The organism is Granulicella sp. dw_53 (assembly GCF_018449545.1).
Taxonomy (GTDB): Bacteria; Acidobacteriota; Terriglobia; order Terriglobales; family Acidobacteriaceae; genus Edaphobacter.
On record NZ_JAAVUR010000001.1, the window covers coordinates 115,354 to 139,926 of the forward strand.

The following is a 24,573-nucleotide window of genomic DNA, read 5'->3' on the forward strand; positions in this document are numbered from 1 at the left end:
CGTTCATGCAATGCAACCCGCTCGAAAGGAGCACATCATCATGGAAATCCAAGTCTTCAATGCCACCGAGTACCGCAATGTCTCCCTGTCTCTTCTGAACGAATCGAAGACCAACCCGCGACGCACGTTCGAGGAAGTCGCACTTAAGGAACTGGCCAAGTCCATTCGCACCCAGGGCATTCTTTCGCCCTTGCTTGTACGGCCTCTTACCGAGAACGGATTCGAGATCATCGCAGGAGCACGGCGTTACCGCGCCGCGCAGATGGCGGAAGTTCCGACCGTTCCCGTCCGTATCGTCAACCTCTCCGATGCTGGGGCACTTGAGGCTCAATTGGTAGAGAACCTGATTCGCGCTGAAATTCATCCGATGGAGGAGGCACAGGGATTCCGCGCCTTGCTGGACTTGGACGAACCGAAGTACAGCATCGAGCAGATCGCAGCGAAGGTAGGCAAGACGCCTGCGTTTGTGGCACAGCGCCTCAAGCTGAGCGACCTTGCACCCGCCGCAGTGGAAGCGTTCTATGCCGATGCAATCGGCGTTGGCCATGCGTTGCTGCTGGCGAAGCTACCCACCGACCAGCAGGAGGCCGCTCTGAAGGCGTGCTTTAAAGAGGTCTATGCGAACGGTACAGACAAGCCAGCACGTATCCTGTTGCCCGTCCGCAACCTGCAATTCTGGATTGACAGCAACATCGTTCTCATCCTGAAGGACGCGCCGTTCAACAAACGGGATGCGCAGCTTGTCCCCATCGCTGGCAGTTGTGCCGACTGCCCAAAGCGGACAGGTCATAACAAGCTGCTGTTTGGCGATGACCTCGGCAGACAGGGCGACCGCTGCACCGACCCAACGTGCTATCAGGCCAAACTCTCCGCTCACGTCGCAAAGACCATCGCTGCGAAACCGGAGTTGGTGCAGATCAGCACAGCCTACGGCGGCCAGAAGGAAGGCAGTTCGGTATTGCCGCGCAACAAGTACACCGCGATTCGGGACGACAAGCCGAAGTCCACCGACGAGGCCAAGCGGCCCGAGTTCAAGGTGTGCAAGTTCACCACCGAGGCCATCATCACTGAGGGCAGCGATGCTGGCACCATTCATAAGGTGTGCGCCAATCCTAGCTGCCCGGTACATCATCCGAAGCAGCGGTCTGACCGCGACGAGCAACGCTGGAAAGCCGAGCAGGAGAAGCAGCGCACGGAACAAGCCATTGCGAACACCACCGCACTCCGTGTGCTGTCCGCCATTTGCGCTGCTGTGCCTGTACGCTTGCTCAAGCGTGACCTGTTGTTCGTCCTTGAGAGGCTGGTCTTTGTTATGGATGAGAACCGCGTAGAGATGCTGGCAAGGCGTCACGGCATCCGCCAGAAGCGGGACGACGGCGGTATCAAGAAGGCACTTGCGGCTTTCCTTCGCCGAGCCGAGGAAGGTAGGCTCTCGCGCGCATTGGTCGAGTCGGGCATCTTGTTGGCCGCATCACGCGGCAACCCATCCACCGTCCTCAAGGATGCTGCCGCGGTCTACAAAGTGGATGCCGAGGCCATCTCTGCCAAGGTCAGGCAGGAGTTCGCTGCGAAAGACAAGACCAAGAAGGCACCACAGGCCGCAAATAAAACTGCTAAGAAAGTGGCTTGAATACTTCGATCACTTTGAGGGCGGCGAACCTGCCGCCCTCTCTTTACGCCCGAAAACGGCGGCAGGGAGACACCTGGCCGGTTTCTCCCTGCACCTACTTCCAGCATCTCCGGCCCCGCTCGCCGGCTGCGCGCCAAGAGTCGAGTTCCTCCTCCTGGGCCTTCCCCCTTTAGTGAGGCGCCTTGGAAATATAAGTTGAATCACTCTTCCGTCCGCAATTCCATAGATCCGATGCCGACATTTGCTGAAAGCTCTCGGCCCCCTTTGCCACGGAATAATTGTTGCGTCGAAAGATGAGCGGTGGCTTTATCTGATCTGTGGTCACGAAAACTGCCGAGGCCAACGTGAGTGTCTAACTTGGAGTATTCCGAGTCACCACGCAGGTACAGTGTCAATTTCCCTATTCCTACATCAATCCGACAATCGCCTTGGATTGCGTCTCCTCGCATGCTCAATTCGCCAGTACCCAGATTGATGATCATCTGCGATGGTTTGTCTAGAGGCACGCGCAAGACAATATGAGGATGCAGGTTCTTTGGGTATGCCAGAGAAACTATGGCATTATCCCCTTGTGATTCAATTGCCCTTACAAAAGAGGTCATGTCCTTTGCGGGGGTTCCTTGAAGCTCTATGCTCAGGTGTAGGCGACCGTCCAGCGCAGGAACAACAAGGACTTTTCCGGCGCAGATGATCACCTGTAAGGTTGCGTGGTCCTTCATAGAACGGGTCAATTGGAGGCTTTGTGAATCCTTCATGTCCCCATCGACATAGCTGTATGTTGTGCCAGCCGGTTCCACACCACAGACACTTTGAGCGGCGTACATCCGGGAGGAACTCAGCATAAGCAGGGTCAGCAGCGAGCAAATGATCGATAACCTTATGGGAGCTGAGAGGGATTGCCTCATGGATGTGTCCTTAGGAGTTGCCTCAGAAACTCATTCGCTACGGAGCGCCCTCATGGGATCCGTCGATGCTGCTCGGTTTGCTGACGGAAGGCACGCGAGTATGCCTATAACCGCAAGACTGGCCGTCAGGCCGGCCAACAGAAGAGCATCCTGCGCAGCATTTATTCTCACTACTGTAGCCAATATTGTTCTTAGCGCTAGTGTTAGCCCCCATCCAATACTGACACCGCCTAGCATCAGCAAGGACACTCGACCCAGCACCACTCGTGTCACTTGTGCACGCGTTGACCCGAGTGCCATCCGTATGCCAATCTCCCGTGTGCGTGATTCAACCTCGTAATTGACGAGCCCAAATAGGCCAATGATGGCCAGCAGCAGTGCGAACGAAGCAAATATCCCCAAAAGCCAACTCTCCATACGTTGAAAAATTAGTGTCTCACTCACTACTTGACTCATCGTACTTGGCGTTTTGAATGGCACTGTCGGATCAACCTCGTGGAGCGCATTACGTAGGGATGGAACCAGCGCAGATAGATCTCCATTTGACCGCACCACTAGCGTCATATTGCCGAGATAGTCTCTCCTTAACTTCGGGTCAAGCTCGTCCATCAGCTCGTCCATTTCCGCCAGCGGCGAATCTTGCAGATTCTGTCGGACATCTGTCACGACACCCACGATACCCATCTTCAATTTTATTTTCGGGTCGTTATCAATATGTGCGCCGACAGGATCGTCGCCATTCGGGAAGAATTTTCTTTGAAAAGCCGCGTTCACGATTACAGTCCCCGCCGGATTGATGTCAGCCCTGTCTTGTTCCGAAGACAGCATTCGCCCTCGTGTAAGCTTGATACCCATTGCGTCGAAGTATCCCCTCGAAACAAACCGGATTTCTGCCGACATTTGTTGATTCGTCGGATACGGAGCATGCCCCGCGATATGGACGTCTTGGCTGCTCCCCCAACTCTGCACTGGTAAGTTATCAATCACGCCAACACCCTCGACCCCAGGTAAATGAGAAATTCTCTCTAATAGCGGCTGATAGAAGCCCGTCACAGGGTCGCGGCCAACATATCGCCCAGGCGACAGATCGATCTCTGTTGCAAGAATCGTGGATGGGTTGAAGCCCAGATCCGTTTTGAGCATCTCTCTCAAGTTCCTCAGAAGCAGTCCAGAGACCATCAGCAGCACTAATGAAAATCCAACTTGGATAACTACAAATGTCGATTGGAGGCGGCGCTGGTTTCGTCCGGCTCCCGCCCCTGCAGTATTTGCACGTAAGGCCCAGTTAGGGTCGGTGCCTGATAGCCGCACAGCAGGCGTAAGTGATGCCAAAATACTGGTCAGCAGTGAGAGCCCCAGCGCAACAGCTACAACAGTTAGATTTAGGTGCACATCCGCGCCACGCGCCATTGCATTTATCAAAAAGACATTGAACGCCTTCAACAGGAGCCAACTTGCTAGAAGGCCGCCGCCAAGCCCACATATACAAAGCACCATGCTTTCGCTCAGCAGTTGCTGTACCAGCCGCCCTCGACTCGCGCCCACCGCTGCCCGCAGAGCCATCTCGCGATCTCGCTTTACACCCCTAGCGAGCAATAAGCCTGCGATGTTGACGCAGGCAATCCCCAACAACGCCAGACACGCCAACGCCAACATTACAAGCGGGCCGTTTACCTTTCCCCCGCTGGTCAAACTGTTCACGTCCTCGGTTAAAGCGATCAGATTTCCGGTGAGTTTGCCGTCCGTATTGGGATGCGCTCTTCCAATGTCTGATAGAACTCGATCAATATCCGCCAGCGCCCTGTCGCGTGGCACTCCATCCTTTATCAGCCCCACTAGTCTCACCCAACGCGCCCCCCGTTGCTTTCTCTGTGCCTCGCTCGGGTGCAAGGGAGTGTAGATCACGTTGTGAGCTGACAGAGGAAACCGGAAACCAGATGGCATTACCCCGATTACCGTATAAGGAATGCCGCCCAGCCGTATTACCTTGCCGACCACATTTGTCTGGCTGGCAAAGGTTGTTTTCCAAACCTCGTAGCTTAAGACCGCTATGTCGTCTCTGCCAGGTTGGTCCTCCCCGAGAAGATAGGTCCGCCCTAGTATTGGCTTAACTCCAAAGGCCGTGAAGAAGTTATCTGTTCCCCTGATGAGCCTTACTGATGCTGGACCCGAAGGGCCCTCGAGATTCGAATTATCTATACCGCCTGCGTATCCGGCCAGGGCATCGAAGGTCTTTAGCTGTGCCCGCATATCAACATAGCTTGGATATGAATACGCCTGCGCAAGGCCGGTTCGCGATGCCATCACCGGAACTACGAGCCGCTCTTGATGAGCGAAGGGCAGTGGTCGTAGCAGTATGGCGTCCATTACGCTGAATACTGCTGCTGATGCCCCAATTCCTAGCGAGAGCGCGACGATCGCGACGATCGCGAAAGCTGGTGCTCTTTGCAACTGACGAAGTGCAAATCGAACATCATTCAAGATGGATTCGAATATGGGCCACTGCCAGATTTCGCGGCTACGCTCTTCGAGTATCGTCGCGTTGCCGAATTCACGCTTTGCTTGGAACTCGGCGGCTTTTCGGTCCATTCCACTCTCTACAAGGCGTTCAGTTTTCTCTTCCAAGTGAAGGCGCATTTCTTCGGCAAGATCGTCGTAAATCTTGCCTCGCGTGACAGCTTGTTTGAGCCAGTTCATACAATGTGCTCCTATGACTTAGCCGGGGCGAGAACCAGAGAAATGCCTTCCAGCATTCGCTCGAAACGAAAGACTTCGTGCTCCAGATGCTTGATCCCTGCTGGGGTGATTTTGTAGAGCCGGATCTTGCGATTGGTGTCAGAAATCTTCCACTCCGCTTTCAGAAACTCTTCTTTGAGCATTCGTTGCAAAGCGGGATAAAGGGAACCCTCTTCTACCTGTAACAACTCATTGGAGCGTTCTTTGATGTGCTGCACGAGCGCATATCCGTGCATGGGCTGATAACGAACTGACTGGAGAATCATCATCTCCAGTGCGCCAGGAAACAGATCACGTTGTTGTGGAGATTTCGCCATATACCCCTATTTTCTACACGCATAGAGTAAAATAGTCAAGAGGCCGCGAACTCAACCCAATCTCCCTATTACGCAGAGCAAAGAGAGAACTGAAACAGTGTCCATAGACCTTGGTAAACCCCACGACCCCTTTGTGCATGTTCATGTATGCGTTCATTGCGGAATCGCATTCCGCAGAGAAGAATTTGAGGATGGAGCACAGACAACGGGCATATATCCTTGCCGAAAATGTGGCGTAGAAGGCCCTCTCAATATCGAGATACGTGCAGTCGATACACTTGAGAAAGACCCCGGCAAATCGGAGTAGATCATCCGGTCAGAGGCAGTCTGCTCTGTCTCCGTTGCGCGACCTCACTCAGCTTCCTGCCAGCGGCCTTCACAAATTCGTTAAGAAGTCGCGACTTGCTATCTGCTCGAACAGCGAGACTCGTGACGAGGCGAAGCCGATCTTCCGCGAGAGGACGAATCGTGATGCCATCTCGTGCGATGCGCCAAGCTGCGGCTCGCGGAAGCAGAGTCAGGCCATGATGCTCGCGCACTAATCCAGACGCCTCTTCCGGGCTGGTGAAGTGATAGATGTCGGTGGGATATACCTCCTTGTCGGCAGCCACCGTCTGGATTTGGTCGTATAGATACGCGTTGATATGGGGACCAAGAAGCATCCAGAGGCGGCGCTCCATCTGTTGCAATCGCACCTCTTGGTACGCGGCTAGTTCATCGCCGGTTTGCATCGCGACGTAATAAGGATTTGTCGCTATCTCCAGAGTGCTCAGCTTGCTCTTCTGCGGTACGCCGGTGATGAGCGCCACGTCCAGCGTTCCTGCGATGACTTGTTGAGCCAATACGTTTGAATAGTTGCTCCACAGCTTGATCTTCATAGCCGGAAATAATGGAAGCTGGATCGACTGAAGAATCGAGACAAGGAAGGGGTCCATATAAGAGGACTTACCCACATTCAGGATCTCGGTAGAGCCGTCGATTACAGCCCTGGCAGAAAGGATGGCGCGCTCGGCGTGGAAGACGACCTCGCGGGCTTCCGCGAGGAACACCTCACCGGCCGGAGTCAGTTCAGCTGCCTGATGTTGGTGCTCAAAGAGACGCAGCCCGACAGACCGTTCCAGACGAAAAATCTGCTTACTGAGCGTGGGTTGGCTCATGTTCAACCTGTCTGCCGCTCGTCCGAAGTGCAGCTCTTCCGCAAGTACAATCGCCGCTTGAAGCAGGCTTATATCTGGTAAGACCATGCGTATCCTCCAGAGACCGGGGAATTCTTGGAAGGACGGCAAACAATTCAGAATCGGGTGCGATCAAGTCCCCGACTGTGAGAAGCATTTTACCTCTCAAAACCCACTCCTGACACTATGCCTTTTGTGCCTCCCGGCCAGCCGTCATGCCCCACAGGCATAACGACCGCCCAAAATTTCATTGGACGATTCCGACGGTACGCGCGACCCTCGCTTGTGAATGAGAAAGCAAGGTGCGGTCGCAAAAGGAGTCCTCATGTCCGACGAGAAGAAACCCCCAGCAAGCGTAGGCGGCCCGAACGGGCGGATCGACCGCGAACCATTGCTGGACAGCTATCAGGCCGCCGCGATCCTCAAGGTTCATCCGAGGACGCTCCAGAGACTCGTTCATCGTGGCGAAATTGCTGCGGTGCATGTGGGCAAGCTCTGGCGTTTTAGAGCGTCCTCTTTGACCGCGTGGATCGACCGAGACATTGCAAGTTGACGGTTGAAAAGCAAAGCATTCCTTCGGTTTTTGGTGATTTTCCCGAGCGATAGCGGTACGCTGATTACAGCTATCCGTGCCGGGAAATCAAGAAAAGGAACCTTGATGGAACGTGCATGTTATCAATTTGGAAATTTAACCAGAAAGAAGCGGGCGAAGGGGCCAGACACCTGGGAGTTTCGGTTTTACGAACCGACGGAGCACGGAGAGCGCAGACGAAAGTCTTGCATCGTCGGCAACGTCGCACAGTATCCAACCAAAGCTCAGGCGCAGAAAGCAGTCGAAGCTCTTCTCCTAAAACTCAACTCTGAAACTCCACAGCAGCGTTTGGCAGTGGTGACGTTCGGCGCGATCTGCGACCGCTACCTCAAGGAAGAGATGCCGGAACGGTACTCGACCTCGAAGTCGTATCAGTCGAATATCAAGAACCACCTGAAGCCGCGTTGGGGCGACTACTTGCTCGACCGCATCCGTCCGATGGCAGTTGAGGATTGGCTGAAGAAACTCCCTATGGCTCCGAAGTCGAAGACCCATATCCGAAGCGTGATGCACTTGATGTATGAGTGCGCTACACGTTGGGAGTTGTTCACCGACAAGAGAAACCCGATTGCGTTGGTTCGCATAAAAGACGGCAGCAAGCGCCGTCAGCGTCCAGCGATCGTCACTGTGGACCAGTTCAAAGCCATCATAGCGCTACTGAAAGAGCCGTATCGCACGATGGCCTATATCGCCCAATGCCTCGGTCTTCGCGTGAGCGAGATCGCGGCGCTTCAGTGGGATGACTTCGATTTTGAGAAGAATCAGCTTCTCGTTCAGCGCAGCATCGTGAACGGAAACGTGGATGATGTCAAAACCGAATACTCCCAGGATTATGTTCCGTTGCACCCGTCGTTGACTGAGGTGATCTTGGAGTGGAGTAAGGAGGCTGTCCCGACGAAGGAGGGCTGGCTCTTTGCAAATCCCATCACCGAGCAGCCTTATTTCCCGACGGAGATTCAGAGGCGTCACCTCCGGCCTGCCGGATGGTGTCTGGTGGAGTGCCCGAAGTGTGGTGTTGGTACGGGCGTTTGGTGTCGGCAAGATCGTCCGACACCAAACGGCGGTCGCTTACCTATCCACAAGGAGCGCCGAGCCGCAGCCGGGAAGTACAGCTCGATTGGTTGGCATACGTTCCGCCATACCTATCGTTCGTGGCTGGACGAGACCGGAGCGCCGATGAAGGTGCAACAGGAATTGATGCGTCATGCCTCGATCCAGACGACGATGAATGTCTATGGACAAGCCATGTCGTCATCGAAAAGAGAAGCGAATGGGAAGGTTGTGGAGATGGTGCTGAAAGCGAGCGCCTAAACCATGAATTTTCTTATTGGGAGATATTGGGAGTCGGTCGTTTGTACCCGATTCCTCTAAGTGGTTGATTCTTTGGTTGCGGGGGTAGGATTTGAACCTACGACCTTTGGGTTATGAGTGGCGGTAGAAACGTAGTTTCAACGAGTTGCACGGCCTGATCGGTAGTGTAACAGAGTCGTAAGTTATTGAAAATACGTTGAGTGAATTCTTACGCGGGGTTGGTTTGGGGTTGAAACGGGAGACCCGTTAAATTCCGACCCCACGGCACGATACTCGAACAATACCTTGACGATACTAATAGAAGACTTTATCATTCATGTAGAGGTGACCAAAAATGCTGGCGACCCCTACCTTCGTAAGCGCCGATCCCGCCCTCTTCAATCCACAGTCCGGACGGCTTGATGCCGCACGGATTGCAGGCGAGATTCAACTGCCCGTCTCAACGATTGCTGAGGCCATCGGAAAGAAAGCTCCGAGTGTTCGCAAGCATCCCGACGCAAGCAGCCTGCAGCCAGAGCTGCGCCGTGTGTACCGGATTTGGGTGGCCATCGTGGAACTCTACGCCGGTAACAAGAAGAGCGCCCGCATCTTCCTCAATGCACCGAACAGACAACTTGAGAACCAAGCTCCTGTCGAGTTCATTGAGAAGGGCGATCTCAAGCCCCTCGAAAGCCTCGTCGAAGCGATGAGCGCGAGACAGCCCGTATAGCGAGTTTCTGATTTGCACTCCACTGACCGACTTCTTCGCGCTCTCGAAAACGCTCCGGTTGCCCCGTTCTCGGGCTTCGTATACCGGACGATTGCGGAGCGGTGGCGCGATACTCCACTGTCGGCAATCGGCTCCATCCGCACGGGAGGCCGCTACAACGTTCCTAATAGTTTTCCTGTTCTCTATTGCGCTGACAGCCAGATGACGGCCTTATTGGAGGTCCAAGCCCTGTTTGCGACAGCAGACGGGCGGTTGCACGGCGCTCCGAGGAACCCCGACCTGGTTCTCACCCTCCGCTGCGAACTCGCGCGCGTCCTCGACCTTACCGTCGACACTTTCTATCGAGAGCTTGGAACGACCCGTGAAGAGCTCGTCAGCTTCACGCCGTCCCGCTTCATAGCAAACGCTCGTGGTCAGGAAACGCCGACACAAAGACTCGGGGCTGCTTGCTCTTTTACCGGCCATATTTCCGCGTTGAAAGTTCCCAGTGCTGCAAACGAAACGGGCTTCTGCCTCGACGTGTTCCCGGACTCGCTACTCGTCAATGAAACAGTGTCGATCTTGGATGACAGCGGCAGACTTGAGGCTCTGGTTCAGGGCATGATTCCCCGTCCTAAGAAGTGACCACTGCTGCACCAAGAACACGAGCTTTCCCCTTCAAATCCTGTTTCGCTCCGCGATCCGAATGCCTCTGACATTCGAGACTTATTCTCCCTCTGAATAAGAGACCTCTCCGCATTTATTGGACGGGGCGCAACGAACCAGCCTACGTTGGCGCATATCGCAACCGATTCCCGGTTGAAATGAGGTGCCAAATGCAGATCAAACTCAAGTTCGACTCGCGGCTCGCCAATCGGTGGGCTGAACGCTTTTCCAAACAACGTGTCATCCATGCCGCGCGAGTGCTGGCACCAACGCTTCTCGTGCTATCCCTCACAACCGCTGCTCACGCTCAAGGCACGATGGACTTCTCAGGAGCGCAGACGCTCATGGGCACGTTCAAAACTTTTGCCATGTACGCCGGTGCCGTCATTTGTCTTGGTGGCCTGATCTTCGCCGGCATCCGCATGATGTCCGGACGGTTTCAGGACGCTATTCCCGGACTCTTCGGTGCGCTTTTTGGCGCCGGGGTTCTCGGCTGGGGAGCTGGCTGGATCGGCTCTCTTACCGGGCAGTCGATGTAGGAGGTGACATCGGCTATGACTCGGCGAGGAGAACCGCAGGCAATCAATCAAGCGCTGAATCGTCCGAGAGCCAAACTTGGCCTCGACCTCACAGCATGGATGGCGATCATATTCGTCTGCATTGCGGTTTTCCTCGTTGGGTTTCGCCTATTGGCGATGATGGCCTTTCCCACGTTGGCGATTGGCGCGTGGCTCATCATCCGCAAACACCCAAAGATGTTCCAACTCTGGGGCCTGAGCCTGAGCCAGAAGAGCTACTATGACCCACGCAAATACTGAGCAGGCAAAATCCGTTCCGTGGTTCGCTAAGGCAGGTGCGGCGTGCAGCATCGTTCCGATTGCCCGCTTCGTGAGCGACCATATCTTCGCTCTGAAAGGCGGCGGATACGGATGCCTCTTTCAGCTCTCCGGTCTGGACGAGGAAGGGTTGACCGACCAGGAGTTGGAATCGCAACTCCGCATGATCGAAGGTGCATTGCGCGGACTGCCGGAAGGAGCCTGCCTTACGCAATACACGCGCGTCCGGTCTGGATTCGAGTTACCGCGCGATTCACAATGCCCAAACCCTGTAACGAAGGTGTTTGTTGAGGATCGTCTTAGCTTTCTTGAAGGGTCAGCAGCGTTTCGCAGGATAGACCTGCATTGGTGCCTCACGCTGGAGCCGTCAAAGGCGAAAGCCTTCGAGCGTAACCCGCAGGAGAATACCGCCGCCACGTCGCGGATGCTCGCAGAGTTGGAGAAGACGGCGGCGCTGCTCGCCGGAAATCTTGGGAGTTCAATCGGACTGCGCCTGCTCGACAAGCAGGGTGCGTTCCAATTCTTCAGCTATCTCTTCAACCTACAAGACTGGGCAGAATGGGGACAGCTTCGTATCGACTCAGGCGTGGATCGCCAAATCGTACAGGCCCCTGTCGCCTGGGAGAGCGACCACCTCCGCATCGGTAGACGTTTCGTGCAGATGTATTCGTTGAAGACGACGCCAGAAGCATCGCGTCCGTGCCTCTTCGCCGATCTTCTCAAGCTCGATTGCGATAGTATCCTCTGCTCTACCTGGCGACCCAAATCCACCTCCACCGCCCGCCATGAGATCGACCAGCAGGAAAAGTTCATCAGCTTCTTCAAGGTCGGTGTGCTCTCACGCGTGATGGCCGGCAAGGACACGGCTTCGCTCGATACCGGCGCTGGCGCGAAAGCTGCAAACGTCGCAGTTGATGACCTCAGTGAAGTGATTCGCGCGCTCGATAAGAAAGCCCAGGGTGAATATTCACTTCGCCTGCTTGTAGCAGCCAAGAGTGTTGCCGAACTACACAGTATCGCTCCCACTGTGCATCGGGTCTTTGTCGAAGCGCGCGCACAGATCATGGAAGAGACGCTCGGCAATCTCTCCGCGTTCTACGCCATGTTTCCCGGCAACGGGAAGTTCAATGTCTTCCCGATGTGGCTGGGAGAAGATCACCATGCTCGCCTCTCGTCCATCTTCGCGCCGAGCCTGGGTCATCCCCATTCAGAAGACTTGGACAGCGAATATCTGAACGTCTTCGAGACAAGGACTGGCACACCGTTCTTTCAGGATGTGTATGTGGACGGCGTGCGCGTCATGCTCATCCTCGGCCCTACGGGGTCGGGCAAATCAGTACATGGCAACATGGCGATTGCCCACGAGCAGAAGTACGGCGGCTTTACCTACATCTTCGATATCGGCGGATCGTATGAAAGTGTCGTGGAGCTCTACGGTGGTCGTGTAGACCGCATCGGGAAAGACGGCCCGCGCGTGAATCCGTTCGCGCTGGAGCCCACCGCAAGCAACATCCAGTTCCTCTACAGCTTCATCAAGCTGCTGCTTACAAACGGTGGAGCGGAACTAGAACCGGAAGACGACGACGTGATCCACAAGGCTGTGCAGGATATGTACCTGCTTGATCCTGCGAACCGGCGTCTTTCCAACTTATATCTGCCGAAGAAGCTCGATAGATATCTATCAAAGTGGGTTGGTCGAGGCATCTACAGCGCGATCTTTGACAACGCAGAGGACAGTCTTTCGCTTTCGCGTCTCCAGTGCTTCGATTTCCAAGGAGTCAACAACGCTCAGTATGCCGACCTGATTGAGCCCCTGATGGTATGGATTCTCCGGCGCATCAACGATGTGCTCTTCAACCCGGTCAATCTCGGCGTCCCGAAGCACATCCTGATCGAAGAGATCTTCTCTTCGATGAAGAACCGGCAACTACTTGAGGCAGCGCTCGCCTCCATTAAAACCGTTCGGAAGAACCTTGGTGGCGTCACGATGATTGGTCAGTCTGCGGAAGACCTTGGGGCGAACGCGGATTCCATCGTGAATTCCTGCACATCGTTCCTCTTCCTGCGTGATGCGACGTTCAACCGGAGACGCTACGCCGAACTGTTCAAGATGAACGAACAGCAACTCACTCTCTTCGAGAGCTTGCAGGACCGCGAGGCACTATATATGCGTCGCGACGGACTCACCAAGGTTGTCCGCCTGAATCTTGACCGCCGCAGCTATGCGACGTTCTCCACCAAACCTAAGGATCGGGTGCGCCGCTCCCGCCTTATCGCCAAGTACGGACTTACCGAGGGCATTACGCGTTTTGCCCAGGGTGAGACGGAATAGCAATTTCAAAAGAGGACAAACCCATGAAGCCACCGATCCCCATCGCCGTTGCCCTCCACCTTGCGCTGGCCTCCGCATCTCTGAACGCGGCGGGGCCAGGGCATCCGCTCCAGCCTAATGCTCCCCGAACGGTAACGGTGTCGGAGTCACAGACCCCGCCCGTGGTCCGCGCGGGACTTCTCCAATCCACGTTGATTGTCCTTCCAGCCGAAGAGAAGGTAGCCAACGTCTTCGCCGGGGACACGGTGGATTGGGTCTTCGATGGCGGGCACGTTGCATCGCGCTTTATCAGCGTGAAGCCGAAGACGGCCAACGGATCGACGGATATTCATATTGTGTCGGACCACGGCAATGAATACACCCTGCAGTTACGAGAGGTTTCCGCAGACGACGATACGCATTACGACTCGAAAGTGCTCATCGAGCCCGGCGACAAGGCGGCCAAGGACAAGCTGGTACAGTTGCCCGTCTTTGTGCCGGCCGCAGACCTCGACAAGGCCAGACAGGATGCCGCTGCCGCCCAGGCTGCACAGGCGACCATCCTAAAAGCCGAACAGAGCAAAGAGGAGACCTACCGGAGCCAGTATCCCGGCTCGCTTCACTTCGATTACGTCTGGGATGAGAAGAAAGCCAAACAACTTGGCCTGCAGCAAATCTGGCATGACGACAAGTTCACCTACCTGCGCGGCCAATTCCAGGAGACGCCTGCGCTCTATGAGGTGAAAGACAAAAAGCCATCTCTCATCAACTTCGACTTCTCCAATGGCCTCTACACAGTGCCGAAGGAGGTTGACGACGGCTATCTCGCCATCGGCAAGCAGCGTTTGGACTTCCATCGCGCGACAGAGGGGAGGTAACCATGCCGGAGTCGAACGAACCAATTCTTTCCACCGTGCCGGAGCAGCCTGAATCGAAACCGCCTCTGCGCAAAGGTATGCCGGTCGTGATCGCTCTCGTAGTCATCGTCGCCTTGATCGGCATTGCGAATATCTCCAGCCTCTTGAGCGGCAGCAAGAAGGCAGCTCCCGCCAGTTCTCTCACGATGAATCCGACGACGCCGAATGCCGAACAGGTATCGAGTTTCGAGACACAGCAACGGATGCAAGCGCAGCAAGACGCCGAGGAGCGCCAGCGGCAACAAGCGCTCGCTGCCGCCATGCAGCAACTCCAGCAAGAACAGAGCGTGCCGGGTCCAGAGTCGACGGCTACGCCGCAGATGACAGCCGCGCAGCGTTCGGCCATCTATGGTGACAGCCCAAATGCTCCCCAACATACCTCGAATGTCTCCGAGGCCCAGGCGGAGGCGAAACAGAAACGTCTCGCGATCGAGAAACAGCAGCAGGACGCACTCAATAGCGATACGGTGGCGATTGATTTTTCGCACGCGGGCACTTCAGCCTCGCCCACCGTTGTGCAGTCGGAGAAGCAGACTGCTACCGAAATGACTAAAGGCGAAGATACCTCTGGCAAGCCAGCCTCCGTTGATGCGGCATCTTTGCAGGCAGGCAAGGCCAATCCGATGGGGCAGTATCCCTTCGATGAATACCAAGGACGCCTCTATCGGATCTTTGAAGGCAATGTTCTGGAGGGTGTCGTCACCAACCACATCGACGGTGGACTTTCTGGGCCCATCCTCGTGATGCTGACGACGGACTATTACTCCCACGACCATCAACAGTTGTTGATGCCTCAGGGGACACGGCTCATCGGCACCGTGCAGAGCGTTGGCAATGCCCAGCAGCGGAAGATGTTTGTTACCTTTCATCGTGCCGTGTGCCCGGATGGCTTTTCTCTCGACTTCGACAAATATCTCGGTCTCGACCAGATCGGCACCACCGGCCTCGCCACCAAGGTTGACCACGGCTACCTGCTGGCGTTTGGGGCCGCCGCCGCCATCGGCGGCCTTGGCGGCCTTGCCCAGATCGGCAACAGCGGGACAGTGCTTGATCCCTCTACGCAGATTCGGAATGGCATCTCCGAACAGACCTCCGCAGAAGGCGAACAGGTGCTCAACCATTTCCTGAATCGGCTTCCGGTCATCACGCTCAAAGAAGGCTCGCGCGCCCGCGTGTATATCGGACGCGACATCCTCATCCCGTCCTACGCGGAACATCGCGTCGATCCCACACTCTAGCGAAGGAGCCCCGGTAATGAATGATCGCCATCAACACCTTCTGCATAAGGCTCGTGACGCAAAGCGCGGTGGGCATGGGGCATGGACCGTGCAGTCCACCGGCGAGCGAGTAGCGGTTGCGCTCGTTCTTAATCGTGCGGATTGGCTCGCAGAGATGGACTATTCCATTGCGGAAGCTATCGAGCGCAGCGGACCCGAGTGGGTTGCCCTGATCCCCCAGGTCGCCCGGCAACTTGCCGACGAGGAGGACTGAAGTCATCATGCGCATCCATACCATCTCTCGTACCGAAACTCTTGGAACGGTAGTTGCCGTTGTGCTTGCAGTTGCCCTGGTCGCCACCTCCACCGGGCGCGATGCGTTGGTATGGGTTTACCTCCAGTCCACCGAAGCCATCCAGCGTAGCGTTCATCTTCCGTTTCCCTTGGACAGGTTGGACCCGACCTGCCCTCAGTGCATGTAGTTCAACCCAACCGCAGGAGGAACCATGAAAGTGAATCGCAAGAATCGCAAATGGATCATCGCGAGCGCTGCGTTGCTGCTTACAGCGACTCCGAGCTTCGCTCTGTTCGGAATCGGCGATATCGTCTTTGATCCCACCAGCTATGCCAGTCTGGTGTCTCAACTCACCACAATCGAGTCGCAGTACAACATGCTTAAAAACAACGTCGAGCACTTCTCGCTGAAGCAGCAGTGGCAAACAACGTTGACCGCTCTGAAGAACGTGAATGTCGCCAATATGTTTGGTGAAACGAACGGGATGACGATTGCGTTCAACACCAATTCGGCAACAGCTTCCAGCACGGCATGGAAGACTGCCACAACCCCGGTTAGCACCAACGTGACGACCTACTTCCAAGGACAGTCTCTCGGCAGCCCTCAGATGTCCCAACTCGCAATGATCGAGATGTCCGACTCCATCTCGCCCGACTGCATCACTGCGGTAGGTGCTTATCGCGCCGCTCGGACACAAAACACAGCCGCCAACACCAGCCTCACGGCTAGCCAGCTTGACGGTAGTAGCACGACCAACAGTGAGGTGCAGCAACTCAACCTGCTCAACGCGGCTGAGGCGCAGAAGATGTCCGAGATGCAGAATCAGGGCGCGATGCAGGCTTGCCTCGCTTCTCAGATGGCCGTGACAAACATGGAGCGTCGCAACGCCGCCGCGACTGACCTCAACACAGCCGTTTTCGTTCAACAGCAACACGCGACCAACGACGTGAGTGCCGCGAACGAAAGCAACACATGGCAGACCTACTTGCCCTAACAGGACGATTCCATGCTGAAACTGCTCAACACGAAGTTGCTGATTGCCATTCTTGCGGTGCTGGCTACCATCGCCAGCGCCGCACTTTATCAACGCCACGAGGCCGCAAAGGCCGCGGCCATTCTTGAACAGCAGCAACGCGACGCCGAGCAGCGCAAGAAGGAAGACGCGGCGTTCCGTAAGAAGGTCGAGGGAGACAAGAAGAAGCACAACTCCGCTGCTGGCAATGAAAGCAAGACCTGGAAGAGCTACCTTCCATAAACCGTTTGGGAGAGACCTACATGAGCGTCGCCATTGTTCTCGCACAAGCACTGCCGTCCGCAAGCTCGGGTATGGACTGGCTGTATCAGTTCACCAACAACCTGACGAACCTTACGACGCAGAACGGCGGCGCGCTGACGCAGCTCGGATTGACGGAGTTGAGCGCTATAGCACTATTTACGCTCATCAGCATGGTCATCAACTGGAATACCAGCGGTATGACGCTGCGCTTTCACACCCAGCCAGTTCGCGCCGGCGACCTTACAAGTTTCCTGCTCAAGCTCATCGTCTGCTGCCTATTAGAGAACTACTGGGTAAATCCATTCCCCGGTGCGAGCTTCGGTATCAATCACTTCTTTTCGTACATCGCCCAGGCAATGGTCGCCGCCTTCGATCAGCACTCGCTTGACCAGCTCTTGCAACTCTTGAAGACAGCCGGTGATGGAACCGCAATGCCGTCCTTTACCGCGCCTGTACAGATCCTCTGTTATGTGCTGGTGCAAATTATGCTGGGCCTAGCATCCGCCATCCTGTTCGTCATCAACTGCAGCGCCTTTATCCTCTATGGAGTTACAGCACTCTTCGGGCCCGTCTTCATCCCGCTGCTGATGACACAGACCTTCAAAGCCAAGTTCTTTCAGTTCCTCGATGTGCTCATCAGCTTCGCTATGATTCGCGCGGTGGCCGCCGCCTTCATTTATGTGTGGGCTGGATTCATGAACGGATTCCTTCAGCAAACGTTCAATGGCAACTATTCGATGGATATGTGGATCGCGAATTTAATTCCTTGCTTGATGGTCTTCGTCGCTTTTGTAATCAATATGTTGTTCATTCCTAGCATGACGCAAGCCATCTTTGGCGGCGCTGCGGGATTGACTTCGGCAGCTCCGGGAGTTGTTGGAAGCCTAGCTGCATTGAAGAGCGGAGGGGCATAACTATGTGGAACTTTCTCGTTGCACTAGGAGCAGGAAGTGCGCTCGGAAGATCGAGAGCGGTACGGCGGGTATGGAAGCCGCTTGTGGCGCTGTTCTTTCTGGGCGTACTGATCGCCGGGCTAATCTATGCAGCCGTTGTCTTGAAAGCAGTTTCGGAAAGGAGCAACAATCCTCATGTCCACGCACACAGTACCCATTGACCGTGCGCTTACGCCGAAGCAATCACTGCTCGCCGACCAGATCGGTAATGAGGTCTATTCGGCCCACTATGCGGAGCGGAAAGCCTACCGTCTCATCATTGGCTGCGGAACCGTCTTGCTCTGCGGATCGATGTGGCTGAACTTTTCCCTGGCCCATCAACCAATCGCCAATCGTTATATCCGCATCGACGAGATGGGACGAGCGCAGGCGATTCAATATACCGACCTAAACTACAGCCCTCGTGAAGGCGAAGTAAGGACGTACCTGACGGATTGGGCGAACTATCGCTACACCATCAATCGCGATGTCATCGCGAAGAAGTATCCGTTGAACTACTACTTCCTTTCTCAACCCCTAGCGGCTCAACTGATGGCCTCTGACAATCAGGCCCATCTTGTCTCTCAAGTCACCGGCGGCCAGGTGGAATCGAGCGACGTTCAGGTTCGCAATGTCACCATTACAGCGATGTCGGAAGAGGTAGTACAAGGGGTCCGAATCGCACGCGGCACGGCGCTCGTGACCTTCGACAAGGTCTTCTCCCAAGAACACTCGCATGAGCCACGGACGGAACATTGGCTCCTCTCTGTCACGTACTACCTGAACCCCAAGCAGGTCAGCGATCAGGCGAAGATCTATCCGCAGTATGAGTTCATCAACCCTCTCGGATTGACCATTACCGAGTTCCACGAGAATCGGGTCTCCGTGGACATTGTCGCGCCGGGAACCACTGGCGCGAATCCCAATGCCATCGCTCAGCCCGTGACCGGAGCGACGCGATGAGTTTTGAACTCATACTCCCGTTCTTTCCCGATGAGTTGCGGGCGCTTCTACTTGACCCGTCTATCTCCGATTTGATGATTAATGGGACTACGGGAGTCTTCGCGGATAAGGGAGGCGTGGTCGAGCATATTCCGCTTTCCGCGCCTTACACGAATGATCGCCTCCAAGCGGCCATTGAGCGTGTAGCCCGCATCCTTGGGCAAGACCTTACCCATCAGAATCCCATCCTTAACACGCGTATGCCTGACGGCTCGCGTGTGGCCGTCGTCGGCGCTCCGTCTTCGATCAATGGCCCAACTCTTACCGTTCGCAAATTCAATCGTTGGTTTACCAGCGACGAGCTTGTGGTTGCCGGTAGCTTTCCATCCCTCGTTCGCGACGACGTTGTGAATTTGATCCAGAAGCGGAAGAACGGCATTATCAGCGGCGGCACAGGCTCAGGCAAGTCAACGCTAATGAAGGCCCTTCTTGACCATGTTCCGATGCAGGAGCGACTCGTCGTAATCGAACAACCTGCCGAACTGAAGATCGCTCATCCGAACGCCGTTCGCTGGGAGGCAGTCGCTGCCATCCCCGGCCAGGTTGCCATCACGCCGAGTCAGTTGGTGGCGGCAGCTCTCCGTCACCGTCCCGACCGCATCATCATGGGAGAAATCCGTGACGAATGCGGCTACGACTTGCTCCAGGCCATGAACACCGGGCATGGGGGAACGCTCTCGACATTGCACGCAGACTCCGCTCTGGATGCGCTGGATAGGCTGGCTGACATGGCCCTGAGTGCAAGAACCAATTTAGACCAGGCGTTTGTCCGGTCGCAGACCGGCAAAGCCGTGGACTTTGTATTGCATTGCGAGCGAGATGCCAAGGGCCGCCGAAGAGTCCGGGAACTGATTACCGTCTCCGGCTACAGCCACGGGGAACAGACGTTCCTCACCGAGGAGGTCTATCGTGCCTCCGACGCCTGATGCGCGGGCTTTCAGCTAACGAATTCAATCCGAACTGAGGTTGCTTCCATGCTTCTCCATACGGCTCATGTAGCTGTTCACCCCAACTCGTCTCTGAATGCGCCCAGCGTGGCAATCGCAGGCAAACGGCAGGCGGCGTACACATGCCATTTCGCGTGCTCAGGCCGTTTCTTTGCCGAGGCGGAGGCTCTGGCCGTAGGCATCGTGTTCAGCCGGGCTTCCGGTCACGGGAAGCGTGGAGATTCCTCTGGTTCATTGGAGTGCCATCCGGTTCGTATCCCGTCCTCTTCTCGGGATCACGCTTCGGGGCCTTTCCGGCGCCCTGCGGCACGGCGTCGTTCTGCTTTCTCGGCACCTCCCAGAACAAGTTTGAAAGCCGCGGCAAAGTGCGCCGCACAAACTTCTTCCGGGCCCACACCAGGAAAGCACTCCTTGGCACTTGGGAGCCGGGCCCACTCGCTCGCTTCGCTAAGTGTGACCCGAGCAGGATACGGGAAATTCAACGAAACGGAGATCACCACCATGTACCAGAACAAAGCAATCCTTATGGGCTTCCTCGGCAGCGACGCGGAAGTACGCACCGGCAAGAACGACCAGAAGTTCACCACGTTTTCCATCGCCACCAAGACCTCATACAAGAGCAAAGATACCGGCGAATACGTCTCGCATACCGAATGGCATCGCTGCATCGTCTTCGGCAAGTTCAGCGAGTTTGCCGCCACGCTCAAGAAGGGCGCGCACATTCAGGTCGAGGGCGAGATTCGCCACATCGAGTACACGCCGAAGAAGGCGAAGAAGCCGGTTCGCACTGACAGCGTTCGGGTGACTTCGATCCTCAAGCTGGACCGGGCTGAGAAGGCTACCCCGGAAGAGCTTGAGGCGGAGCCAGTGACGACGGACGATGACATCCCGTTCTAGCGGGGTCACAACTGCTTGGAAGTCCGGCATCAGCCGGACTTCTTCGGCTGCTAAACCCTTGGTGTTGCGCTCGCGTCGAAAGACCGGATAGGGGGATTCGATGAATGAAATTGCGAAAGACTTTCTCGCCCGTTGCTTCGCACCGGGCTCGACGATTGCTCTCCTGCTACGCACGGAGATACCAGCAAAGACCCAGCAGCGTGTCGTGACCCTGGAGCAGGCGCTCGCGCGGCGTTATCTCGGATGGCTCACGCACGAGAACCACAACGGCGCGAATGTTTACGTCGCAGCTAACCCATTACGCATCGGCAGCCGCAAGCGCACCAAAGACAACATCGCTTCTGTTTCTCATCTGTATCTCGATATCGACGAGGATGGGGATGCTCGTCTCGCTACGCTCAGAGCGTCGGAGTACGTGCCGATCCCGACCGCCATCCTGTCGACATCTCCCGGCAAGTATCAGGTGCTCTGGCGCGTCGAAGGGTTCGATTTCGAGACACAGGAATTCACTTTGAAGCAACTGGCGACTGCATTCGGGGGCGACCCCGCCTGCACCGATTGCAACCGGGTACTCCGCATCCCCGGTTTCCTCAATCGGAAGTATTCTCCCGCTCACTGCGTGACGGTCGAATATCCCTCGGACGCGATCTCGTATCCATCGGACTTTCGCCCGTTGGAAGATGGGCCACTTGCGACGCAACTGGTTCGCGGTAACGCGCGGCGTTCTACCGCTCATAAGGATAGCCATTCGGAACAGGATTGGTCGTGGGCTTGCCACGAGCTTGCCCAAGGCAAAGACGCCGCCAAGCTGACGCACGAGTTGGCCTCGCGTCGGGCCGATAAGCCGAATCCCGTCTACTACGCCCAGCGGACCGTTGACGTTGCATCCGCCCGTCAATGGTTTCTTGAAGGCGCTCCAATAGGAGACGTAATAACGATGCTTTCAGAGCGTCGCCGCTTTGAGCTTCCCTCCGCACTTTGCGCCGCGCGTGCTCGGGAGATCGCGGCCACCGCACAGCGGATGGTTGCTCGTAGAAAGCTTGCCTGATTTCACCACCAAAGGAGAACCCAATGCCACTACTCGAAGTCACCCAAACCCGCCACGTTAGTGCTTCTATTCGACTCACGGACTCTACCGCCACCCAAATCGACCAGTACGCCTCTTTCATTCGAGCATCCGCCGACGATGTCGTCGAGCAAGCGGTAGCTTATGTCTTCTCCAAGGATCGCGACTTCCAGGAGTTCCTGAAGTCGCCTGAAGCGCAGCGCATTACGCCGACACTTCGTGTTCGTCGCGGCAATGGAAATGATGTTGCCGAGCAGGGAAAAAAGTCCGCTGGCCCGGCATCATCGCCAACACAAACGCCTGCATCTGCGGCGGGATCGAAGGCATGATCCCGCGCCTACATCTGTGGCTGAGCCACAGCGGTGCTGCGCACCGGAAGAAGATTGACACTCCATCCCTCGCAGGGTTGCGTTTGGAACCGATTTGGTTCCAACGGGAAACATACAGAAAACAAGTGGCTTGCCGCCGAGGGCAAATTCACGCGGTTCCATTTGGAACCGCGCCCGAAATTGGCCTCAAAAGGATCAGCGATGCTTTCACCCACCTCTGAAATCGAAGGCCGCCTCCAGCGGCTTAAGGGACGCGAAACTCGCACGCAGAGCATCGCCACGCGTTTTACCCCCAGTGAAGAAAGAGCGTTATTGCAGGTTGCCACAAGCTGCGGAAAGAACCTCCGCGAATGGGCGCGGGAAGTTCTATTGGACGCCGCGAACGGACAGCAACACGGCGACGGCGCGCCGTTGTTTGCCGAAGTGCAAGCCCTACGCCTCCTGCTCATCAACACCCTTGAGCCGTTGCTGCGGGGCGAAAAGATGACACCGGAGCAGTTCAAGGAAATGCTCCGGTACGTGAAAACCAATAAGCGCAAAGCGGCCGCAGACATGCTCGCCAGCTATGCGGAAGGGACAACAGAACAGCCATGACCGACACACAATGGGGACGCAAAGAAACCATCGTCCGTCCGCCTCACTATCCCGTCTATGGCTTCGGAGCCGTGTTCGTTGCGCTCGTGGTGACCGTGCTTTGCGTCTACCTCCACCTCGCCTTTGTCATGACGCCGCTCGAACGCTATTACCTCTCCTGCTATGCCGAAACGGGGTTCCTCGGCACCATGCGTCAGAGCAGCGAGTACCAGCTTGTTACGGTAGCCGACCGCCAGCATCACGCCCGGCCTGTCACCGAAGCCGATGTGCAGCCAGGCTCAACGCCGCAGCTAATCGGCAAGCCCATACCCTTGGCGCTATCCCCAGCGGCCCATGCCTCCGGCATCGTTTTTCTGTATCGGGGAGCGAAGGTTTCCTACATGAACCGCCCGCTTCATGACTACCTTCGTCGCTTCGTTTATGACGGCGATTCGCTCTTGGCTATCTTCCGCATACCGCTCTGGTCAGGGCTTGCCGTGTTTCTACTTCAGCTTCCATTCGCCGTCCGCAAAGACGTTCGGCGACTGAAAGAAATGAAATATGGACGGCTCCTCAAAGGCCCGGTCTTGGTCTCTCCAACTGGCTTCAACAAAGCCATCCAAGGCGATGGCGTCGGATTCAAAACCACCGAGTCGAAGCACCTCATGCGTATCCCGCAACGCGCCGAAGGACAGCACATCGAGATCATGGGCGATACCGGCGCGGGCAAGTCCCGGCTGGTCATGCAGCTACTCGTACAGATCAAGGAGCGCGGTCATTCCGCCATCGTGTATGACCCGGCCTGCGAGTTCGTACAACGGTTCTACGATGCCGGTCGCGGCGACATTATTTTGAATCCGCTCGATGCGCGGTGCCCCTATTGGGGACCATCCGAAGAGCTGCGCCGCCGTGCCGAGGCCAGGGCCATTGCCGCGTCCCTGTACCAACCGACAACAGATAAGAAAGGCGAATTTTTCACCGAGACACCGCAGAAAATCTTCGCCCATCTGCTGACCTTCGGCCCATCGCCGCAGGAGTTGGTGGAGTGGATGGCGAACCCAGACGAGATCGACCGCCGCGTACAGAACACGGAGATGGCGATGATGATTGCGAAGGGAGCGCACCAGCAGCGCAACGGCGTTCTGGCCTCACTCGGTTTGATTGCCGATAGCCTTCGAATGCTTCCACGGAAAGAGCAGGCCGCGAGTCATTGGACTGCAACCGAATGGGCGGAAGAAAGGAAAGGATGGATCTTCCTTACATCGAAGCCCAGCGAACGCGAGGCCCTGCGTCCGCTTCATAGCCTCTGGATCGATTTGCTCGTATTGCGTCTCTTGAACGAGCCGAAAGAGAGTCAGCATCCCGTCTGGTTCGTACTGGATGAACTGGCGAGTCTGCAACGTCTGCCGCAGTTGCATACTGCGATCACAGAGAACAGAAAGGCGAAGAACCCGCTTATCCTTGGCTTCCAAGGTAAGGCCCAGCTTGAGATGATCTACGGGCATCTGGCCGAGGTGATGTTGTCGCAGCCGGCCACCAAGATATTCCTGAAAATCACAGAGCCCAAGGCCGCCGAGTGGGTGTCGAACGCCATCGGCAAAGTTGAGATCGAGCGGCTGCGGGAGACGCATTCCACCGGCCTACGGGCTGGCAACAATTTCAGTCTGGAGCGCCAGGTCGAACCGTTGGTGCTGGACTCGGAAATCTCCGGTCTTCCCGACCGACACGCTTTCTTAAAGCTGGGTAACACGGTAGCCAGATTCTCATTTGCCTATCACGACATCCCCGCCACCCAGCCCGCGTTTGTGCCGCGTCCCCTGGACGACGATGACCTTACCTTCGATCCAAAAACGCTCACGAAGAAGCCGCCGAAGCCTGCCGACATAACCGCAACCACCGTTCCCGGCGATAGCGAAGACGAGCCAGTCGAGACAGGATTCTCGTTGGGAGATTAA

At 56.1% G+C, this 24,573-nt stretch carries 26 protein-coding genes; 22 read left to right on the forward strand and 4 right to left on the reverse strand.

What is annotated here, in order from left to right; translation table 11 throughout:
- The first annotated feature begins 40 nt into the window (after positions 1-40).
- Positions 41-1,630 (forward strand): ParB/RepB/Spo0J family partition protein, encoded by a 1,590-nt coding sequence (locus HB393_RS00495; protein ID WP_213803186.1) that lies wholly within the window; start codon positions 41-43, stop codon positions 1,628-1,630.
- A gap of 200 nt (positions 1,631-1,830) precedes the next feature.
- Here HB393_RS00495 and HB393_RS00500 read toward each other — a convergent pair whose 3' ends face one another.
- The 4 genes from HB393_RS00500 to HB393_RS00515 all read right to left on the reverse strand — a co-directional run bounded on the left by HB393_RS00500 (position 1,831) and on the right by HB393_RS00515 (position 6,832).
- Positions 1,831-2,535: a hypothetical protein gene (locus HB393_RS00500; RefSeq protein WP_213803187.1), complete on the reverse strand. Its 705-nt coding sequence runs from the start codon at positions 2,533-2,535 to the stop codon at positions 1,831-1,833.
- A 30-nt stretch (positions 2,536-2,565) separates the two neighbouring features.
- Positions 2,566-5,232, reverse strand: a complete 2,667-nt coding sequence (locus tag HB393_RS00505) for an ABC transporter permease (RefSeq protein WP_213803188.1) — start codon at positions 5,230-5,232, stop codon at positions 2,566-2,568.
- A gap of 11 nt (positions 5,233-5,243) precedes the next feature.
- On the reverse strand, positions 5,244-5,588 hold the full coding sequence (locus HB393_RS00510; RefSeq protein ID WP_213803189.1) for a PadR family transcriptional regulator: 345 nt from the start codon (positions 5,586-5,588) through the stop codon (positions 5,244-5,246).
- Positions 5,589-5,896: 308 nt separating this feature from the next.
- Positions 5,897-6,832, reverse strand: coding sequence for a LysR family transcriptional regulator (locus tag HB393_RS00515; protein ID WP_213803190.1), 936 nt, complete (start codon positions 6,830-6,832; stop codon positions 5,897-5,899).
- A gap of 256 nt (positions 6,833-7,088) precedes the next feature.
- On the opposite strand from HB393_RS00515, the gene HB393_RS00520 reads away from it, so the two are divergent.
- From HB393_RS00520 to HB393_RS00620, 21 genes are all read left to right on the forward strand, one after another.
- The gene (locus HB393_RS00520; protein WP_213803191.1) at positions 7,089-7,316 is read left to right on the forward strand and encodes a helix-turn-helix domain-containing protein; all 228 of its coding nucleotides are present in this window, start codon (positions 7,089-7,091) and stop codon (positions 7,314-7,316) included.
- 105 nt (positions 7,317-7,421) lie between these two features.
- Positions 7,422-8,666, forward strand: a complete 1,245-nt coding sequence (locus HB393_RS00525; protein WP_213803192.1) for a site-specific integrase — start codon at positions 7,422-7,424, stop codon at positions 8,664-8,666.
- Between the two features lie 334 nt (positions 8,667-9,000).
- Complete coding sequence (locus HB393_RS00530; protein WP_213803193.1) at positions 9,001-9,375, forward strand: hypothetical protein; 375 nt, start codon at positions 9,001-9,003, stop codon at positions 9,373-9,375.
- Positions 9,376-9,387: 12 nt separating this feature from the next.
- On the forward strand, positions 9,388-9,999 hold the full coding sequence (locus tag HB393_RS00535; RefSeq protein ID WP_213803194.1) for an RES family NAD+ phosphorylase: 612 nt from the start codon (positions 9,388-9,390) through the stop codon (positions 9,997-9,999).
- Positions 10,000-10,190: 191 nt separating this feature from the next.
- Complete coding sequence (locus HB393_RS00540; RefSeq protein WP_255550697.1) at positions 10,191-10,559, forward strand: hypothetical protein; 369 nt, start codon at positions 10,191-10,193, stop codon at positions 10,557-10,559.
- 15 nt (positions 10,560-10,574) lie between these two features.
- Complete coding sequence (locus HB393_RS00545) at positions 10,575-10,838, forward strand: VirB3 family type IV secretion system protein (RefSeq protein WP_213803196.1); 264 nt, start codon at positions 10,575-10,577, stop codon at positions 10,836-10,838.
- A complete protein-coding gene (locus tag HB393_RS00550; protein WP_213803197.1) occupies positions 10,819-13,188 on the forward strand; it encodes a type VI secretion protein in 2,370 nt (789 codons plus the stop codon). The genes HB393_RS00545 and HB393_RS00550 overlap by 20 nt, the downstream gene beginning before the upstream one ends.
- Positions 13,189-13,211: 23 nt before the next feature.
- Positions 13,212-14,045, forward strand: coding sequence for a TrbG/VirB9 family P-type conjugative transfer protein (locus HB393_RS00555; RefSeq protein WP_213803198.1), 834 nt, complete (start codon positions 13,212-13,214; stop codon positions 14,043-14,045).
- A 2-nt stretch (positions 14,046-14,047) separates the two neighbouring features.
- Positions 14,048-15,322 carry a TrbI/VirB10 family protein gene (locus HB393_RS00560; protein WP_213803199.1) on the forward strand — a complete coding sequence of 425 codons (1,275 nt, stop codon included), beginning with the start codon at positions 14,048-14,050 and terminating at the stop codon, positions 15,320-15,322.
- A gap of 16 nt (positions 15,323-15,338) precedes the next feature.
- Entirely contained in the window at positions 15,339-15,575 is a 237-nt protein-coding gene (locus HB393_RS00565; protein WP_213803200.1) for a hypothetical protein, read from the forward strand.
- Between the two features lie 7 nt (positions 15,576-15,582).
- Complete coding sequence (locus HB393_RS00570; protein ID WP_213803201.1) at positions 15,583-15,783, forward strand: hypothetical protein; 201 nt, start codon at positions 15,583-15,585, stop codon at positions 15,781-15,783.
- A 24-nt stretch (positions 15,784-15,807) separates the two neighbouring features.
- Complete coding sequence (locus HB393_RS00575) at positions 15,808-16,590, forward strand: hypothetical protein (protein WP_213803202.1); 783 nt, start codon at positions 15,808-15,810, stop codon at positions 16,588-16,590.
- 12 nt (positions 16,591-16,602) lie between these two features.
- Positions 16,603-16,851, forward strand: coding sequence for a hypothetical protein (locus HB393_RS00580; protein WP_213803203.1), 249 nt, complete (start codon positions 16,603-16,605; stop codon positions 16,849-16,851).
- A 20-nt stretch (positions 16,852-16,871) separates the two neighbouring features.
- Positions 16,872-17,786: a type IV secretion system protein gene (locus HB393_RS00585; RefSeq protein WP_213803204.1), complete on the forward strand. Its 915-nt coding sequence runs from the start codon at positions 16,872-16,874 to the stop codon at positions 17,784-17,786.
- Positions 17,787-17,960: 174 nt separating this feature from the next.
- Complete coding sequence (locus HB393_RS00590; protein ID WP_213803205.1) at positions 17,961-18,767, forward strand: type IV secretion system protein; 807 nt, start codon at positions 17,961-17,963, stop codon at positions 18,765-18,767.
- The gene (locus HB393_RS00595) at positions 18,764-19,732 is read left to right on the forward strand and encodes an ATPase, T2SS/T4P/T4SS family (RefSeq protein WP_213803206.1); all 969 of its coding nucleotides are present in this window, start codon (positions 18,764-18,766) and stop codon (positions 19,730-19,732) included. The genes HB393_RS00590 and HB393_RS00595 overlap by 4 nt, the downstream gene beginning before the upstream one ends.
- A gap of 522 nt (positions 19,733-20,254) precedes the next feature.
- A complete protein-coding gene (gene ssb, locus HB393_RS00600) occupies positions 20,255-20,650 on the forward strand; it encodes a single-stranded DNA-binding protein (RefSeq protein WP_213803207.1) in 396 nt (131 codons plus the stop codon).
- 100 nt (positions 20,651-20,750) lie between these two features.
- Complete coding sequence (locus HB393_RS00605; protein WP_213803208.1) at positions 20,751-21,698, forward strand: RepB family DNA primase; 948 nt, start codon at positions 20,751-20,753, stop codon at positions 21,696-21,698.
- A 23-nt stretch (positions 21,699-21,721) separates the two neighbouring features.
- Positions 21,722-22,045 (forward strand): hypothetical protein, encoded by a 324-nt coding sequence (locus HB393_RS00610; protein WP_213803209.1) that lies wholly within the window; start codon positions 21,722-21,724, stop codon positions 22,043-22,045.
- 201 nt (positions 22,046-22,246) lie between these two features.
- A complete protein-coding gene (locus HB393_RS00615) occupies positions 22,247-22,639 on the forward strand; it encodes a hypothetical protein (protein ID WP_213803210.1) in 393 nt (130 codons plus the stop codon).
- Entirely contained in the window at positions 22,636-24,573 is a 1,938-nt protein-coding gene (locus HB393_RS00620) for a type IV secretion system DNA-binding domain-containing protein (RefSeq protein ID WP_213803211.1), read from the forward strand. Before HB393_RS00615 ends, HB393_RS00620 begins: the two co-directional genes overlap by 4 nt.